The 15,116-nt window shown below is 74.0% G+C and carries 14 protein-coding genes; 5 read left to right on the top strand and 9 right to left on the bottom strand.

Features of this window, described 5'->3' with window-relative positions:
* Window positions 1-60 precede the first annotated feature (60 nt).
* The 6 genes from E1283_RS03545 to E1283_RS03515 all read right to left on the bottom strand — a co-directional run bounded on the left by E1283_RS03545 (window position 61) and on the right by E1283_RS03515 (window position 6,203).
* Window positions 61-774: an NUDIX hydrolase gene (locus E1283_RS03545; protein ID WP_132816370.1), complete on the bottom strand. Its 714-nt coding sequence runs from the start codon at window positions 772-774 to the stop codon at window positions 61-63.
* Entirely contained in the window at window positions 755-2,278 is a 1,524-nt protein-coding gene (locus E1283_RS03540) for a hypothetical protein (protein ID WP_165955995.1), read from the bottom strand. Before E1283_RS03540 ends, E1283_RS03545 begins: the two co-directional genes overlap by 20 nt.
* Before the next feature lie 89 nt (window positions 2,279-2,367).
* Window positions 2,368-3,120: a triose-phosphate isomerase gene (locus E1283_RS03530; RefSeq protein WP_132816367.1), complete on the bottom strand. Its 753-nt coding sequence runs from the start codon at window positions 3,118-3,120 to the stop codon at window positions 2,368-2,370.
* Window positions 3,110-3,559, bottom strand: coding sequence for a ribose-5-phosphate isomerase (locus E1283_RS03525; protein ID WP_132816366.1), 450 nt, complete (start codon window positions 3,557-3,559; stop codon window positions 3,110-3,112). Before E1283_RS03525 ends, E1283_RS03530 begins: the two co-directional genes overlap by 11 nt.
* 2 nt (window positions 3,560-3,561) lie before the next feature.
* Window positions 3,562-5,277, bottom strand: a complete 1,716-nt coding sequence (locus tag E1283_RS03520; RefSeq protein WP_132816365.1) for a dihydroxyacetone kinase family protein — start codon at window positions 5,275-5,277, stop codon at window positions 3,562-3,564.
* The gene (locus E1283_RS03515; RefSeq protein WP_132816364.1) at window positions 5,274-6,203 is read right to left on the bottom strand and encodes a sugar phosphate isomerase/epimerase family protein; all 930 of its coding nucleotides are present in this window, start codon (window positions 6,201-6,203) and stop codon (window positions 5,274-5,276) included. Before E1283_RS03515 ends, E1283_RS03520 begins: the two co-directional genes overlap by 4 nt.
* Window positions 6,204-6,318: 115 nt before the next feature.
* On the opposite strand from E1283_RS03515, the gene E1283_RS03510 reads away from it, so the two are divergent.
* Window positions 6,319-7,050: a GntR family transcriptional regulator gene (locus E1283_RS03510; protein ID WP_132816363.1), complete on the top strand. Its 732-nt coding sequence runs from the start codon at window positions 6,319-6,321 to the stop codon at window positions 7,048-7,050.
* A 10-nt stretch (window positions 7,051-7,060) separates the two neighbouring features.
* On the opposite strand, the gene E1283_RS36985 is transcribed toward E1283_RS03510, so the two are convergent.
* Window positions 7,061-7,204, bottom strand: coding sequence for a hypothetical protein (locus E1283_RS36985; protein WP_165955994.1), 144 nt, complete (start codon window positions 7,202-7,204; stop codon window positions 7,061-7,063).
* A 281-nt stretch (window positions 7,205-7,485) separates the two neighbouring features.
* Between E1283_RS36985 and E1283_RS03500 the strand changes: the two genes are divergently transcribed.
* Both E1283_RS03500 and E1283_RS03495 read left to right on the top strand, forming a co-directional pair.
* Window positions 7,486-8,466 carry an NsdA family TPR-like regulatory protein gene (locus E1283_RS03500; protein ID WP_132816361.1) on the top strand — a complete coding sequence of 327 codons (981 nt, stop codon included), beginning with the start codon at window positions 7,486-7,488 and terminating at the stop codon, window positions 8,464-8,466.
* A gap of 29 nt (window positions 8,467-8,495) precedes the next feature.
* Window positions 8,496-9,017 (top strand): GNAT family N-acetyltransferase, encoded by a 522-nt coding sequence (locus tag E1283_RS03495; RefSeq protein WP_132816382.1) that lies wholly within the window; start codon window positions 8,496-8,498, stop codon window positions 9,015-9,017.
* A 36-nt stretch (window positions 9,018-9,053) separates the two neighbouring features.
* Here E1283_RS03495 and E1283_RS03490 read toward each other — a convergent pair whose 3' ends face one another.
* Window positions 9,054-9,617 carry a TetR/AcrR family transcriptional regulator gene (locus E1283_RS03490; RefSeq protein ID WP_207930279.1) on the bottom strand — a complete coding sequence of 188 codons (564 nt, stop codon included), beginning with the start codon at window positions 9,615-9,617 and terminating at the stop codon, window positions 9,054-9,056.
* Window positions 9,618-9,697: 80 nt separating this feature from the next.
* Between E1283_RS03490 and E1283_RS03485 the strand changes: the two genes are divergently transcribed.
* Window positions 9,698-10,939: an MFS transporter gene (locus E1283_RS03485; protein WP_132816360.1), complete on the top strand. Its 1,242-nt coding sequence runs from the start codon at window positions 9,698-9,700 to the stop codon at window positions 10,937-10,939.
* 75 nt (window positions 10,940-11,014) lie between these two features.
* Window positions 11,015-11,530, top strand: coding sequence for a GNAT family N-acetyltransferase (locus tag E1283_RS03480; RefSeq protein ID WP_132816359.1), 516 nt, complete (start codon window positions 11,015-11,017; stop codon window positions 11,528-11,530).
* 11 nt (window positions 11,531-11,541) lie between these two features.
* Here the strand turns inward: E1283_RS03480 and E1283_RS03475 are convergent, their stop codons facing one another.
* Entirely contained in the window at window positions 11,542-15,066 is a 3,525-nt protein-coding gene (locus tag E1283_RS03475) for an nSTAND1 domain-containing NTPase (RefSeq protein ID WP_132816358.1), read from the bottom strand.
* Window positions 15,067-15,116 lie beyond the last annotated feature (50 nt).

Here is a 15,116-nt window from a genome sequence, read left to right as displayed (position 1 = left end):
CGGGCGGGGCGGCGGCGGGTATCCGCCCGGACGATCCGGGTCGCCGGCGCGACCCGGTCGTCAGCCGAGCAGACCCGCCAGCCGGGCCTGGCTGAGGGCGGCGATGGTGAAGGCGTCGGTGAGCCGGCCGTCGGCGATCATCGCCTCCGCCTCCGCGGCGGACACGGTCAGGGCCCGCCGAATGCCCTCCGCGCGTTCCAGCGGCCCGATCCGGTCCACCCGGGCCGCGAACAACTCGACCTGGGAGCCCAGCAGGCCGGTGTCCGGATGGAGGCTGCCGAGCCGAACCAACGACCGTGCCCGGGTGCCGAGTTCCTCGGCCAGCTCGCGTGCCGCGGTCTCCTCGCCGCTGGTGTTCTCCCCGAAGCCGCGCGGTGCCTCGAGGTGCCACCGCCTGGTGGCGTGGCGGTAGTGCTCGACGAGTACCACGTCGCATCCGTCGCCGAGGAGCGGCAGGACCACGACGGCGGGCCCCGTCGCGGTCGGCAGGACGCGCACGTACAGGCCGAGGTGTCCGTCGGGGAACCGCACCGCGTCCCGCACCACCGTGACGAACCGGTCGGCGTACACCACCCCGACGGGCTCCGAGGTACCCGAGGCGGCCTCGGCCGCGTGCCGGGCGGCCCGCACGTCCTCGGGCGCGGTCAGCACCTCGATGCCGCCCGGCGCGTTGGCGAAGAGCTCCGCCCGCGCCTCGCGCAGCCGGTGGTAGGAAGTCAGCGCGGCCTCCGGCCCGCCGGCGCTCCGCTGCGGGTCAGTACTCGGGCACGTCATAGGTCTCCTGGATCGTGGTGGAACTCGTGGCGGCCCCGACGGCCGGCCGCTCCTCGTAGCCGGGGATGGCCCGCACCAGCTCGTGCAGGCGTCGCCACTCGGCCAGCCCGTCCAGCTGGACGGTGGCGAGCTCCCTGGCGAACTTCTGTTCCCGCCGGCCGGTAGTCCGGTTCCGCAGCATGAGCTGGACGGAGCCGCCGAGCTGGTCCGCGGTGACGCTCCCGATGCCGCCGATCAGCGCCCAGATCTCGTTGCCGCTCACCGCGCTGAACGTGGCGCCCCCGATGGTGATCACCACCTCGACGACCGGACTCCACCGTGAACTGCCCGCCTGCGGGCGCTCGGCGGCGAGCCGGATGATCTCCGAGTTGAGCGTGGCGTAGTGGCTGAAGACCTCGCGTATGTGGTCCTCGAAGTGCGCGGGATCGGCCGTCAGCCGGGTGAAGGCGGCGATGTAGGCGTGCCAGGCGCCGCTCTGCCGGAGCCGCCACACGTCCTGCAACGTCAACTCGTCGAGGCTGGCCGGGGTCAGCCGGTCCTGCACCGTCGCGAAGGCCAGCCTCCGCAGGAAGCCGGCCAGCTGCTCCGGGTCGCGGATGGTCTCCCCCGAGGCGGTGACGCGTACGTCCCGCCACTCCTGCAGCACCAGGCGCCGCAGGCTCCCGCTGGGCGTCAGCGGGTACATGCCCAGGGCGTCCGCGAGGTTGACGTTGTAGACGAGGTCGAGGAGCTGCTTGGTCTCCCCGCTGAACGGGCGGGACCGGTCGTAACGGCCGTCGGCCACCGGCGAGCCCGGCACCGTCACGAACTCCTCGTACAGCAGCCCCCGGTTGACGGCCTCGCCGCGCACCCGGCGGGCGTTGCTCCACTCGACGATCCGCCCGATGTGCTCCGCGAAGGCACCCGTGTCCCGTGCGGGCACGCCGAGTTGGTCCGCGAGCAGGGGGATGTCCTTCGCCGTCAGGCCCTGCACGCGGGCCGCGAACGGATCGACCAGCGCCGACCGCGTGTTGCGGCTGTTGCGTTCGTCGTTCCAGGAGAGCCGCAGGCAGGTCATCCGCTCCGAGGCGGCCATGCCGGCGACGGTCTCCTGCCAGGCCACGAAGGCGTCCTCGACGACGTCGACCTGCTGCGGCCGGTCGGTCGGCTCGTGCTCGCCGACCAGGAAGGGCACCAGCGTCCCGTCCGCGAGGAGACGGCGGTGCGCGTCCCGCTCCGCACCGTCCTGGAGCAGGTCCCGGCTGATGGCGTGGTTGTTGTAGAAGTACACGCGGTTGACGACGAGTTGGCGGGCGTTGATGAGACTGCGCAGGTACTCGGCGCGCACGTCACGGTCCCGCTCCCGCGCCACGTCCCGTAAGGACTTGCGCTTCGCCAGCATGTGGCGCAGCAACTCCCCGTCCACCCACTGGTTGTCCAGCGACTGCGCGATCACCGCCCCCGGGTCGAGCTGTTCCGGGTGCACCCGCCGCACCTCGGCGCCCCGCCCCTCTCCCACCACCATCTGCTTCCTCCCACCCCATGACGACGCGCGTTCTCACCGCACGTGTCCGGAGTATGACCAATCCGCTACCGGCCGACAAGCGCGCCCGGTCAGCGCGTGGCGGTCAGCTCCAGCAGGGCCAGGAAGCCCGCCACCCGCCAGGCCGCGCGGCCGACGAACAGGCCGTCCACGCCCGGGACGTCGAGCAGCCCGGCGGCGTTGGCCGGGGAGACCGAGCCGCCGTAGAGCACCCCGCCGATCCGGCCGCCGACCGCCGCCCGCAGGGCGGCCACCGGCTCCGCGACCTCCGCCGGCCCCGCCGGCCTGCCGTGTTCGCCGATCGCCCACACCGGCTCGTACGCCAGCAACACGGCCTCGGTGCCCGCGAGTCCGTCGAGCGCGGCGGTCGCCTGGGCCACCACCTGGTCGGCCGACCGGCCGGCGGCGAACGTCGCCGCGTCCTCCCCGACGCACACCAGCGGGACGAGCCCGTGCCGCAGGGCCGCGGCGACCTTGAGGCGGACCGTGGCGTCGGTCTCGGCGAAGTGCGCCCGGCGCTCCGAGTGGCCGATCTCCACGATCCGCGCCCCGGCGTCCGCCGCCTGCGGCATCGAGATCTCGCCGGTCCAGGCGCCCTCGTCGGCCCAGTGCGCGTTCTGCGCGCCCACCAGCACCGGCGAGTCGGTGCCGAGCGTCCGCGCCACCGGCTCGATCGCCGTCGCCGGGGGAATCACGAACAGCCTGACGCCCGACGGCGGTTCGGCGCCGACCGCGTCCCGCAACCGCGCCGCGTACGCCGTCGACTCGGCGATCGTCTTGGTCATCTTGAAGCTGGTGCCGAGCCAGCGGACGCTACCCCTCATAGGAGCGGATCGCCTCGACCTTGGCCGCCGAGGCGGAGTCCGGGTCGAACGTGTAGGCGAGCCACTCGCGGGCCAGCCGGCGGGCCAGTTCGAGGCCGATCACCCGCTGGCCGAGGCAGAGCACCTGCGCGTCGTTGGAGAGCACGGAACGCTCCACCGAGAACGAGTCGTGCGCCGTCACGGCCCGGACGCCCGGCACCTTGTTGGCGGCGATCGCCACCCCGAGGCCGGTGCCGCACACCAGCAGCGCCCGGTCCACCCGCCCCTCGGCGACCAACCGGGCCGCGTCCACGGCGACATGGGGGTAGTCGGTGCCCTGCCCCGGCGCGATCCCGACGTCGACGACCTCCACCACCCGCTCGTCGGCCGCCAGGTCGGCCTTGAGCGCCTCCTTGTAGTCGTAGCCGGCGCCGTCCGCGCCCACCGCGATCCGCAGCATCGTCAGAACTCCTCGGTCAGGGCCGTCACGATCAGTGCGAACGAGACGGCGCCCGGGTCCGGGGTGCCGATCCCGCGTTCGCCGTGCACCCGCGCCCGGCCGATCCTGGCCGGGACGGCGGCCGTCGCCTCGGCCGCCCGGGTCGCGGCCGAGGCCGCCGACTCCCAGGCGGCGGCCAGCCGTTCGCCCTCGGCGAGGGCCCGGGTCAGCGTCTCGGCGAAGGGCACGGCCGCGTCCACCAGCGTCTTGTCGCCGGGCGCCGCGCCGCCGAGGTCGGTCACGGCCGCCACCGCGGCCCGCGCCCCCGCCGCCAGCTGTTCCCGACCCGGCGCCGCCTCGTCGCCGAGCGCCGCGCCGAACGCCGTCAGCATCGCGCCCCACAGTGCTCCCGAGGTGCCGCCGGCCCGCTCCGACCACGCCTCGCCGGCCAGGACCAGAGTGGTCATCGCCCCCGCGCCGGCCGCCGCCGCCTCGGCCCCGGCGGTCGCCGCCGACTCCGCGCCACGCCGCATCCCGATGCCGTGGTCGCCGTCCCCGGCCACCGCGTCGAGCCGGCCGAGACGCTCCTCCGCACCGGCCACCGCCTCCCGGATCGCTCCCAGCGCCGCGACGAGGCGCGTGGCCGCCGATCTCGACGGCTCGGTGCCGGCCGCGACCGGCGACGGCGCCGCGTACGTCTCCAGGTCGTCCGTCCTGTCCCGACGCGGCTCGACGATCCCCTTCCGATAGGCGGGGGAGTCGGCCGGGGCCTGCCACAGCTCGGCCAACTCGTCGTCGAGGAAGGCCAGGGTGAGCGAGAGCCCGGCCATGTCCATGCTGGTCACCAGCTCGCCGACCTCGGGGTCCACGGCCCGCAGGCCGTGTGCGGCGAGCCGGGCCGCCACCCGCCGGTGTACCAGGAAGAGCTCGTCGTACTTGGTCTCGCCGAGACCGTTGACCAGCACCGCCACCCGGTCCTCGCCGTAGCCGACGTGCCAGGGCGGGCGCTCGGCGAGCAGCCGGTCGACCAGCAGGTCGGCCACCGCGTCCGCGCTCGCCAGCTCCCGCTCCTCGATGCCCGGTTCGCCGTGGATGCCCAGCCCGAGCGCCATCCGGCCCGGTGCCACGGTGAACAGCGGCCCGGCCGCGCCCGGCAGCGTGCAGCCGCCGAAGGCGACGCCGAGCGACCGCGTCGCCGCGACCGCCCGACGGCCGAGCCGCTCCACCTCGTCGATGCCGAGGCCGCGTTCGGCCGCCGCGCCCATGACCTTGAACGCCACCAGATCGCCGGCTGTCCCGCGGCGCAACCCGTGGCTCTCCGGCGGCGCCGAGGCGATGTCGTCCGTCACCGCCAGCACCCGCACGTCAAGGCCCTCGGCCCGCAGCCGCACCGCCGCCTGCCCGAAGTGCAGGACGTCGCCCGCGTAGTTGCCGAAGGAGAGGATCACCCCGCCACCGGCCTCGCTGGCCCGCGCCACCGAGGCCACCTGGGCCGCGGACGGCGAGGCGAACAGGTTCCCGCACGCCGCCCCGTGGGCCAGCCCCGGGCCGACCCAGCCGGCGAACGCCGGGTAGTGGCCGCTGCCGCCGCCCACCACCAGGGCCACCTGCCCCCTCGGGGTCGCGGCGGACCGCACCACCCCGCCGCGCACCCGCCGCACCCGGCCGGCGTGCGCGGCCACGAACCCCTCCAACGCCTCGTCGGCGAAGGCCGCCGGGTCGTTGCACAGCACCGTCACCGCGCACCCCCGCGCAGCTTGGTCGCCAACACCCGCCGCAGATAGTCCCGGTTGCTCGCCGACACGCCCAACCCGTCGCCGCCGTAGTGCTCCACGCAGATCGGCCCGGCGAAGCCGGCGGCCAGCGCGATCTCCACCGCCCGCCGGTAGTCGACGAACCCGGACTCGGCCGGCGCCGGCACGCTGAAGTAGGCCCCGGTGGCCGGGTCGTGGTCCCGGTAGTAGTTCTTGAGGTGCCAGTAGTTGGCGTACGGCGCGGTCTCGACCATGATCCGCTCCCAGTCCTCCACCGGCCGGTGCAGCCGCACCAGGTTCCCGATGTCCGGGTTGAGCCCGACGTTGGCGAGGCCGATCTCCCGCACCAGCCGGACCGCGCTCTCCGCCGTCCCGAGGAAGGTGTCCTCGTACATCTCCAGCGACACCGCGACCCCGAGGCCCGCGGCCCGCTCGCCGACGGCCCGCAGCCGCCCCACCGCCAGCGCCCGTACGCGCTCGTCGCCGGCCGGATCGCCGGCCCCCGGCTCCGTCCAGAACCAGACGGCGGCCCGCTGCCGCGCGGTGAGCTCCCGGTGCAGCCCGACGCTCACCACGCCCACCCCGAGCTCGGCCGCCGCCTCGACCGTCCTGAGCAGGTACGCCAGGTTCTCCGCCGCCCGGTCCTCGTCCGGGTCGGTCACGCTGCGCCGGACGGTGGAGATCGCGGTCACGCCGAGCCCGACCTCCCGCAGCGCGCCGGCCAACTCCCGGCGCCGCTCCGGAGCCAGGTCGCCGGGCCGCGTCCAGGTGTCCGTGAGGTCCACGTGCGCGAAACCGGCGTCCGCGACCTCGTACAGGGTCGCCGCCCAGCGCGCCGCCGGCGCGTCCTGGGCGTCGGGGAACTGCAGCAGCGCGGCGCCGATGGGCCAGTCCTGCGCAGAGAAGGGCATGTGCGTCTCCGAACGTCGATGTCAGCGGGGGCGCCCGTATCGTGGATCGTATAGGATCTATTCTCATGGGTACACCCGGTGTGCGGCCCCGGCCGCCCGTTACCATCGATCCGCTATGACTCCGCAGAGCCCGACAACCCAGCCGAAGACCGCCCTGGTCCCGCGTCGCGCCCTCCGTGACGGCGTCTACGACGCGATCCTGGAGAAGCTGCTCGACGGTTCCACGCCGCCCGGCAGCTCGCTCAACATCGATTCGCTGTCACGGGAGTTGGGTGTCTCCCAGACTCCGGTGCGCGAGGCCCTGGTGCAGATGGAGCACACCGGCCTGATCTCCAGGACCGCGCTCAAGGGCTACCGCGTCGCGCCACCGCTCTCCGCCGCCCAGATGACGGAGCTGATGGACGCGCGGGCCGTCGTCGAGATCGCCGCCGTCGAACGCGCGGCCCCCCGCGCCGCCGAGCTGCTGCCCGACCTGCGCGCCGCCCACGCCCGCCATGTGCTGGCCGCCCACCAGGTCGCCCGGCTCCGCGGCGGCGAGGGCCCGCCGACCGGCTACGCCGACCTCCGCGAGTGCTTCACCGCCGACTGGGACTTCCACCTGGTGATCATCCGCGCGGCCGGCAACCACTTCCTGGCCCAGATGGCGGAGTCGCTGAACGCCCACGCCCACCGGCTCCGCCAGTCCGTCGACCACGGCACGTTCGACACGGCGCAGGCCGTCGCCGAACACGCGGCCATCCTGGCCGCGTTCGAGTCCGAGGACCCGGCGGCCCCGGTCGCGGCCATGCGGGCCCACCTGACCGCGATCGACCACCGCTCCCACGCGGAGGAGGACGCGGACGCCTGACGGCGAGTCCTCACGAGCCCTTCCTCGCCGGGTCGGCGGTGCCCGCTTCCGCGCAGGCCCGCGCCAGTCGTCGCCCTATGAGGCAGAGCGGCCCGTTGACGCAGGCCGCGCATTCGATCTCGTGGAGCCGGCGGGCGGACCGGAGCTGTTCCACGTCCACCCTCCTGGGTTGTTCCGAAACCTCGCGATCGGTCACGACGGATCCCCCGCAGTGAGTTCGCGGATGTCCTCGGGGGCGTGCCTCCCACTCTCTTCCGCCGCACAGCGGGCGAAGCATGACGAACGGCCCCGCGGTGCCCATGGAGACGCCGATGCGGCCAAGTGCCTCGTCTCTGAGGGTCGTTCCCACGCGGGGAAGGTTGTTCACGGCCTCACTCATGTCGGTTGCTCCTCACCGGCGAGCCCGCGACGGGATGTCGTAGCGGTGCCCGACCAGTGACGTTCGTCGCCGACGTGGGAGCCCTTGTGGCGGAACCCGTCGTTCAGGCCTGCTCGGGCCCGCGGTTCGGTCTGTCTGATGTGGGGCGATTGCGGGCGGGGCTCGACCGCCCGTACCGGATGGATCACACGGTGGGCAGCCTGCCCGCGAACCGAGAAGCCTGCCGCGTCGAGCGCGAGATCACGAGGGTCATCGCGACCGCCTCCTACACCGTCCGCATCGGGCGTGAGCTTCAGACGACGCTCGCCGAGTTGCACGGTCACCGTGCCTGGTACGGCTACGACGGCGGCAGGGTCGAACAGGGGCGCCTCGCGTGCCTGGAGGCTCTCGCGGCGGCGCACCTCGTGGAGGATGCCCTGCTTCAGGTTTCCGTACTCGAGACGCTCGTTCTCCTCGCGATCAAGGCAGATCGATCGTGGGAGGCGGCGAGCGCGGTCGAGCACGCCTCGCGGCTCGCCGGACGCACGGGCGCGGGGCACACGGTCCATCTCGTCCTCGCGCTTCGTGAAGCCAACGTGGCCACTCATGCCGGAGATCTCGCTGGGGCGCGTCGAGCCCTCAGCCGCGCCGTGAACCGTCAGTCACGGACTGACGAGGATGCCGAGGTCCCCAACTGGGCGCGGTTTGTCGGCCCGTTCGAGGTCGACTACGCCACCGCGGACCTGTGTGTGAGGGCCGGCCAGCCGAAGCGCGCCGTCCCGTTCCTGCGCGCGGCCACGCGCGGCACCGACGGCGAACTCGCTCGTAACGGTGCCTCGTACCGGGTGCGGCTCGCCTCCGTGCTCCTGGAAACCGGGGAAGTCGACGAGGCGTGTGCGGAGCTGTCCGCCGCGCTCGACGTGATCGACGGCATCTCCTCCCCGCGACTGCTGGGGCGGCTCCGGGAGTTCCAGTTGGCGATCGGCCGCGTTGACTGCGCCGTGGCGCGCGAGTGTGGCGAGCGCATCGGCCGGATCTTCCCCAGGAGCGCCGCTTGAGTCCCGAGATCGGCGTCACGGTGGAGACCATGGACGGAACGATGGCGGCGCGGGCCGAGGATGCTTTCCGGCTGGTCTACGCCGAGGTCTTCGCGGAACCGCCGTACCGCGAGACGGCGGACGATGTGGCCGCAGCCTTTCGCCGGTTCCGCGCGCAGGTGCGAAAACCCTCCTTCCGCGCCGCCTTCGCGCGAATCACGGAGGGCGTGCCGGTGGGCATGGCATACGGCTACAACCTCGGAGCCGACACCGGCTGGTGGGACCAGCTCACCGTACGGGTACGCGAGGACGTGCGGCGTGAGGACGGGAGCCGAACCTTCGGCCTGATGGAACTCGCCGTGCGTGGCCCGTGGCGCCGGCAGGGCGTCGCGCGTCGCCTGCACCGGGCCCTGCTTGCCGGAGTCACGCCCGAGCGGGTCCTGCTGAACGTCCACCCGGACGGCGCGGCAGCGTCTGCCGCCTATCGCGCGTGGGGCTATCGGCGGATCGGCGAGGCGCGGCCATGGCCAGGTGCGGACGCGCACGACGTGATGATGTTGGACCTGCGCTGAGCGTGCCGAGGGGACCCGCCGCCGCCCGGACAGACGCTAGCCGAGGAGGCCGGCGACGAGGGTGCGGGCCCAGTCGGGGCCGGCCGGGCGGTCGATGAAGACGGCGCGGTAGTAGAGCGGGCCGAGCAGCAGGTCGGCGGTGCGCTCGACCTCCGGCGGGGCGCCGCCGCGGCTCCGCTCGCGGTCGAGGATCGCGGCGAGTTGGGCGTGCCGGTCCGCCACGCACGCGTCGCAGCCCAGGGGGCCGGTGCCGACCGCCGCGCGCATCAGCTTGAGCACGTCGGGGTCGGCCAGGTCGGTGGCGACCTGGCCGACCCACCGCTCCAGATCGCCGCGCAGCGAGCCGGTGTCCGGCACCACCACGTCGCCGCTGAACCGGCTGGTGGCGATGTCGCTCAGCAGCTCGGGCACCGACCCCCAGCGCCGGTAGACGGTGGTGGCGTGCACACCCGCGCGGGCCGCGATGACGGGGATGGTGAGCGACTCCGCCGGGTCCTCGGCCAGGAGCTCGGTCACGGCGCGGTGTACGGCGTACCGCACCCGCGCCGACCGGCCGCCCGGCCGGGGGCGGGTGCTGGTGCCGCTGCTGTTCGTCTCCACACCCCCACTATTGCATTGATCGCTGCCTTTGCTGCTACGCTCCGAACCAAACGCAGCGATCACTGCAATATGGAGCTCGGGTGCCCGACATATCCCGGCGCCCCACGGCGCGGCCCGGTAGCGGCACGGCGGCCTTCGCCGCGGTGGCCGCGATCTTCGTCCTCTTCACCGCGGCCTCCAGCGCGCCCTCGCCGCTCTATGTCGTCTACCAGGAGGCGTGGGGCTTCTCGTCCGCCACGCTCACCGTCGTCTTCGCCGTCTACGTCCTCGGCATGCTGGGCGCGCTGCTGGTGGTCGGCGCGCTCTCCGACCACGTCGGCCGCCGCCCGGTCGTCGCCGGGGCGATCGCCCTGGAGGCCGTGTCGCTCGGCCTCTTCCTCGCCGCCGACCACGTCTCCGTGCTGCTCCTCGCCCGACTGCTGCAGGGCATCGCCACCGGGGCCGCGATGACCACGCTCGGGGCGGCCCTCGTCGACCTCGACCCACCCCACGCGCCGGGCCGGGCCGGCGCGTTGAGCAGCGTGATCCCGCTCACCGGCCTGGCCGTGGGTGCCCTGGGCACCGGCGCGCTGGTCGAGTACGCGCCGGCGCCCACCCGCCTCGTCTACGGCCTGCTGCTCGGCGGCATGGCGCTCTCGGCCGTCGTGCTGCTGTTCCTCCCCGAGACCTCGGCCCGCCGCCCGGGCGCCCTGCGCTCGCTCGCCCCGCGCCTCGGCGTGCCCCACGCCATCCGCCCCGACCTGTACACCCTGCTGCCCATCCTGATCGCCAGCTGGGCGCTGGCCGGCCTCTACCTCTCGCTCGGCCCCTCGGTCGCCGCCGGCCTGCTCGGCCTGCGCAGCCACCTGATCGGCGGCCTGGTCGTCACGCTGCTCTGCGGCACCGGCGCCGCCGCGGCCCTGCTGCTGCGCGGCCGCCCCACCGCGGGGCTGTTGGACTCCTCGGCTGCCCTGCTGGCCGGCGGAACGGTGGTGTCCCTGGTCGGCATCGAGACCGGCACGGTGGCGCTCGCCGCGGTCGGCACCGTCGTGGCCGGCGTCGGCTTCGGCGGCGCCGGACTGGCCTGCTTCGGCACCCTGGCCCGACTCGCCGCGCCGGCGCAGCGCGGCGAACTGTTCGCCGTCGTCTTCGTCATCGCCTACCTCGCCTTCAGCCTCCCGGCCGTCATCGCCGGCTTCGCCGCCACCTCGGCCGGGCTGCGCCCGACGGCCCTGGCCTACGGCCTCACGGTCGTGGCGCTCGGCGCCCTCGCCCTGGCCGCCCAACGCCTCCGCGCCCGCCAGACCGCCCGCCGGGCGGCCTGCCCCCAGGCGGCCGTCTAGCCCGCGGCGCACCCTGACAAAGGGTTTGCGCCCGTCGCGGCACCGCGCCCATCCTGGGCGGCCGGAGGTGACGAGATGGAAAGCGTCGTGGTGGGCCTCACGATGCGCGACCTGACCCCGGCTGACCTGGCCTGGTGCGGCTGGTCGGGGTCGGCCCTTCATGTGGAGGCGATCGCACGGGAGTTGCGCCGCGCCGAACGCGGCGAGGCGGACTACCTGGCGGCGTGCCCGCCGTCCGACCTCCCGGTCGGGCTCTGCGGCGTCGACTACCGGGCCCGCGAAGGGGCCGGCGTGCTGTGGCAGTTGACCGTCCTCCCGGCGCTCCGGTCCCGCGGCGTCGGCACACTGCTCATCCGCTCGGCCGAGGCCCGCGTCCTGGCCCGCGGCCTCGGCCGCGCCGAGCTGAGCGTCGAGGAGGACAACCCCCGCGCCCGGAGGCTGTACGAGCGGCTGGGCTACGTCGCCTACGGCAGCGAGCCGGACGGCTGGGACGAACTGGCGCCGGACGGCTCGGTCCGCCGCTACGAGACGGTGTGCACGCTGATGCGGAAGGAACTCGCGTCTCCGGGCGCGATGTCCCCGGGCGGGTGAGGCGTTAGCCGTTACCCGTCCGCTTCCGGAGGGCAGAGGGGACGGGCTGACGCGTCCGGGAGATGGAGCGCACGTTCCTCCGAGGTCAGGTCCCGATTCAGGGCCCGACATATGCCGCTGATGGCCTCGGCGGGTTTCGGCAGCGTCAACTGCCAGCGCCGTACGGTGCCGTTTCCCTCGACGGCGGTGAGCGTGGTGCCGTCTCGGTTGAACAGGAGTGATTCCACCGAGTCGGTGAGGCCCGTGAGCGTCGCTCGCGTCCGACTCGTTCCCATGTCCCACAGGCGGACCGTGTCATCGGCACTCGCGGCCGCGAGCGTGGCCCCGTCCGGGCTGAACGCCAACGCGGACACCGCTTCACCCGGACTCGGCAGGGTGGTCCGGGTTCGGTTGCCGGCCAGGTCCCACAGGCGAATCGCTCCGGAGCCGCTGGCCGCGAGGGTGGCTCCGTCCGGGCTGAAGGCCAACGCTCGTACCCCGTCGGCTTGGCTCAGTGACGAGCGGACCCGTCGGGTCGTCCGATCGATGAGCCGCACGGCTCCGCCCGCGTCGCCCGTCGCGAGGACGGTTCCGTCCGGGCTGAAGACCACCGCGTTCAGGAGGCCCCCGAGCCGCACGGTGGTCAGGGACTGCCCGCTGGCGGCATCCCACAGCAGTACGTCCGTCTCATTGCCGGCGGCGAGGGTGGCTCCGTCCGGGCTGAACGCCAACGTGGCCGCGAATTCGGCGCGCCCCGTGAGCGTGGCCCGGGTGTCACCGGTGCGCGCGTCCGCCACGCGGACCACGCCGTCGCCGTCCATGGTGGCCAGTGCCTGGCCGTCCGGGCTGAACACGGCGGTGGACATGTCGTCGGGAATCTCGATCTCGGGGACGCCGCGGCCGAAATCGACATTCCAGATCCGCGCGCCGTCCCCGCCCGCGGTCGCGAGGGTGGCTCCGTCCGGGCTGAACGCCAGCCCCTGAACCGGCCCCGTGTGGCCGCCGAGCGTGGCGAGCGTCCTCCCGGTGGCGACGTCCCAGAGACGGGTGCTGTCGTCCCTGCCCACGATTGCCAGGACGGTACCGTCCGGGCTGAAGGCCAGCCCGTCCATGGACGCCTCGGCATCCGTCAGCGTGAGCTGGAGCCGGCCGGTGCTCATGTCGTGAATCCGGACGGCACCGGTCCCGTCGGTCACGGCCAGGGCGCGCCCGTCAGGGGTGAGCGTCGATGCCAGCACCCCCTCGTCGGGATCGTTCGGGAAGGGCAGGATGTCGCCCGAGGCGAGGTTCTGCGCCCGGAGCACGCGGTCGGGCCCCACGGCCGCGAGGGTTGCGCCGTCGGGGGTGAAGGCCGCCCAGGTACTCGAGGTGGTGAGGCCGGCCGGGGTGTCCAGCGGTTGCCCGGTCGCCGTGTCGTACAGGTGAAGGGAGCCCTCCGGGGTGCCGGTGGCGAGGACGGTGCCCTCCTGGTTGAAGGCCAGTGGGGTCAGGTACCCGGACGGTCCGCCGATGGCGGTCAGCTGTTCGCCGGTCGCCGTGCCCCGTATCCGGATGACGCCGTCCTCACCGGTGGTGGCCAGGGTTCGGCCGTCCGGGCTGAACAGGGCGGAGCCGAAACCGTCGGCCGGGCTGCCTTGGACGGTGCCGAGGAGTGCGCCGGTCGTGGCGTCCCACCGGCGCAGGGTGTCGTCGAAACCGGCCGTGACGAGCGTGCCGTCCGAGTCGAATGCCAGGTCCCAGAGCGGCGCGTCCCCGGCGGCGAGCCGGTGGCGCAGCGGCAGCGCCGCGGCGGTGTAGAGGCCGGCGGTGGCCTCGGCGGTGGGGCTGGTGCGGTACGCCTCGATCGCGAGCAGCGCGGCGAGATCGGGCTCGGAGGCCAGCAACGCGACTGACTGGGCGGCGAGTTGCCGGGAACGCGCCACCTGTTCGGCGGCGGTGGCGTTCCGTTGCTGCAGGACGGCCACCGTGGTGGCGACGAGCGAGAACACGAGCAGGAGGGAGAGCGTGCCCGCCAGGACGCGGAGACGCCGGGTGGCCCGGGCGGCCATGCGCTGTTCACGGTGACGGGTTTCGAGGCTGGTGGTGAGGAAGGTTCGTTCCAGAGTAGTGAGTTGGTCGTGCCGTTCGGGCGGGAAGGCCTCCTCGGCGGTGGCCAGTCGACTGCCGCGGTAGAGCGCCCCCGCGTCGCGGCCGAGTTCGTCCCAGCTGGCCGCCGCCTCGGTGAGTTGCCGGTGGACGCGGAGCCGCTGTCGGTCCTGATCGATCCAGGCATGGAGTCGTGGCCAGGCCGTGATCAGCGCCTCGTGGGCGAGGTCGACCGTGTCCTCGTCGACGGTGACGAGGCGGGCACGGGCCAGTTGGGCGAGGAGCGGACCGATGTCCGCCGCCTCGCCCGCCTCCAACTCCGCGCGGGGCGTGGGGCGCCGGGTGTCCTGGGCGCCTTCCCCCGGGGTGATGAGGCGCAGCAGCAGGTGCCGGGTGATGGCCGACTGATCGGCCGAGAGCCCGGTGTAGAAGTGTTCCGCGGTGTGCGCGATGGCACCGTGGACGCCGCCGGCGGCCTCGTACTCCGCCAGGGTCAGGGTCCGACCGCGCCGACGCCGCCAGGTCTCCCGCAGCGCGTGGGACATCAACGGCAGGCCGCCGGGCTCCCCTTCGATGTCGGAGATGACGCGCGCGGTCAGCGCCCGCTCGACGATCAGCCCCTGGGCGGCGGCGGGCTTGACGATCGCCGCGCGCAACTCCTCCCGGCGCATGGGCGCCACGAGCAGGGTGGCCTCCCGCACCGCCTCGGCCAGGTCGGCGTGTTCGGCAAGCCGCCCGTAGAAGTCCGCCCGCAGCGAGACCACCACCCGCAGGCGTCCGTCCGTCTCGACGGCTGTCAGGAGCGCGTCGAGGAACCCGGCCCGCTCCTCCCGGCTCTGGCACAGCGTGAACAGCTCCTCGAACTGGTCCACGATCACCCAGGTGTGTCGCGTGCCGGCCGCCGGCTTCAGCGCCGGGGCGTGGACGCGGAGCGGTTGTTCGCCCGGGGTCAGGATCCGGATGGCCGCGGGGCGATCGGTCTCCGGCGTCGCGTCGCGCAGCACGGGGATGAGTCCGGCGCGCAGCAGGGAGGACTTCCCGCTGCCCGAGGCACCCACCAGCACCGCGAAGCGACGGTCACGGACCAGCGCGGCGAGGTCGTCCACCAGCCGCTCTCGCCCGAAGAACCGTGCCTGATCGGTTGGTTCGAACCGCGCGAGCCCCGGATAGGGCGAGTCACCGCCGTCGTCAGGCGGCGGGAGTGCGTGTGCTGCCACCGAGGCCGCACGCCAGCGGCGCTCCCACTCGACCGCGTCGCCGCCGCAGGCCCTGACATACGCCAGCGCGACGGGGAGTGACGGGAGCCGGTCGCCCGCGGCGGCTTCCGAGAGCGTCCCGGCCGCATACGTGACGTGCTCGGCCATGGCCCGATAGGTGGGCCCGCCGGCGGCCCGGCGTAACTCGCGCAACTCGTGTGCGAAGCGCTCGACCGGCCCGGTAGCGGGATCCAGCGGGTTCTCCCGGCGGCCCATCCGTCCCTCTCCTCGCGTGGCGAAACAACGGACGTGTCCCGGGCCCGCCC

This window comes from Streptomyces hainanensis (assembly GCF_004348415.1).
GTDB lineage: Bacteria > Actinomycetota > Actinomycetes > Streptomycetales > Streptomycetaceae > Streptomyces > Streptomyces hainanensis.
Note: the sequence above shows the minus strand (reverse complement) of the source record. Positions and strands in the feature narration are given on the sequence as shown.

Coding starts and splice junctions, on each gene's coding strand:
- E1283_RS03545 (WP_132816370.1), bottom strand. CDS start 774: ATGACGTGCCCGAGTACTGACCCGCAGCGGAGCGCCGGCGGGCCGGAG.
- E1283_RS03510 (WP_132816363.1), top strand. CDS start 6,319: ATGACTCCGCAGAGCCCGACAACCCAGCCGAAGACCGCCCTGGTCCCG.
- E1283_RS03495 (WP_132816382.1), top strand. CDS start 8,496: ATGGACGGAACGATGGCGGCGCGGGCCGAGGATGCTTTCCGGCTGGTC.
- E1283_RS03475 (WP_132816358.1), bottom strand. CDS start 15,066: ATGGGCCGCCGGGAGAACCCGCTGGATCCCGCTACCGGGCCGGTCGAG.
- E1283_RS03515 (WP_132816364.1), bottom strand. CDS start 6,203: ATGCCCTTCTCTGCGCAGGACTGGCCCATCGGCGCCGCGCTGCTGCAG.
- E1283_RS03530 (WP_132816367.1), bottom strand. CDS start 3,120: ATGAGGGGTAGCGTCCGCTGGCTCGGCACCAGCTTCAAGATGACCAAG.
- E1283_RS03540 (WP_165955995.1), bottom strand. CDS start 2,278: ATGGTGGTGGGAGAGGGGCGGGGCGCCGAGGTGCGGCGGGTGCACCCG.
- E1283_RS03480 (WP_132816359.1), top strand. CDS start 11,015: ATGGAAAGCGTCGTGGTGGGCCTCACGATGCGCGACCTGACCCCGGCT.
- E1283_RS03525 (WP_132816366.1), bottom strand. CDS start 3,559: ATGCTGCGGATCGCGGTGGGCGCGGACGGCGCCGGCTACGACTACAAG.